The 966-nt window shown below is 37.0% G+C and carries 1 protein-coding gene; it reads right to left on the reverse strand.

The window, feature by feature from the left end:
* On the reverse strand, positions 1-222 hold a 222-nt coding region (locus AC1DUW_RS30470), incomplete at its 3' end, for a CoA-transferase (protein WP_477644398.1).
* Between the last annotated feature and the right edge of the window lie 744 nt (positions 223-966).

Here is a 966-nt window from a genome sequence, read left to right on the forward strand (position 1 = left end):
CTTAATCTGTTTATTGGCAAGCAGTAAACCCAGTCCCCAATCATCCACCCCACAATTGTTACTGACAATCGTTAGGTCTTTTGTTCCCTTTTCACGCAATGCTAGAATTAGGTTCTCAGGAATTCCCGACAGACCAAACCCACCAACAATGATGGTTGCACCATCTTGAATATCTTGAATCGCTTCATAAAATGTTGTGTTTAACTTTCCTTGCCCAACCAATATTTTCACTCCCTGCATTATTAACTTAATTATTAGAATTTTTTTATTATGATATCGATTATAGTCATAAGTATTAATTAAATAAAATTAAACTTTTTAATCTTTAAGTAAATAATGTTTATATACAACAAACTAGAATCTTAAAAATAGGCTTTGTTAAACTTGCCTGTTGATTACCGCTCCAGGCACTTTGCTTTCCGCGGGCAGTCGGGTAGCTTCCTCGGCGCAGAGCCCTATGGTGTCTCCCCTGACCTGCTACTCCCGCAGGAGTCTTGTGCCTTCCGCTCCAATCAACATAGTTTGAAAAATCAACAATTATGTTTAACTTAGCCTAAAAATAAGTAAGGACCTCCGTAATAAAGAAGGCCCTTTTACTGTTCAAATCATGTTACGAAACTAACTAATTTACTTAATCCTCCACTTCAATATGATCATCAGCGTAAGTCTCGGATATCTTATCCTGACAACTCCAGCACTTACTACGATTTCGCTCCATAATAGCTAATTCTTCATGACACAATACACAACAGTCCATCTCAGAAACGGCCTTTTCATTTTTACACATAGTTTATTTCCCTCCTTGATTCACCTATTAATGATTTTTATACAATAACTTGTTCTTCAGGTTTTATCGTTGTTTGACTTTGGTTCGCGGGACGGACAATGGTCCAAAACAATAATCCGATTACGAACATAACCAAAGAAGTTACTTGGAAGCCATAACTATATCCAATTGCCTTAGTT

The organism is Peribacillus sp. P4_C12, assembly GCF_056402095.1.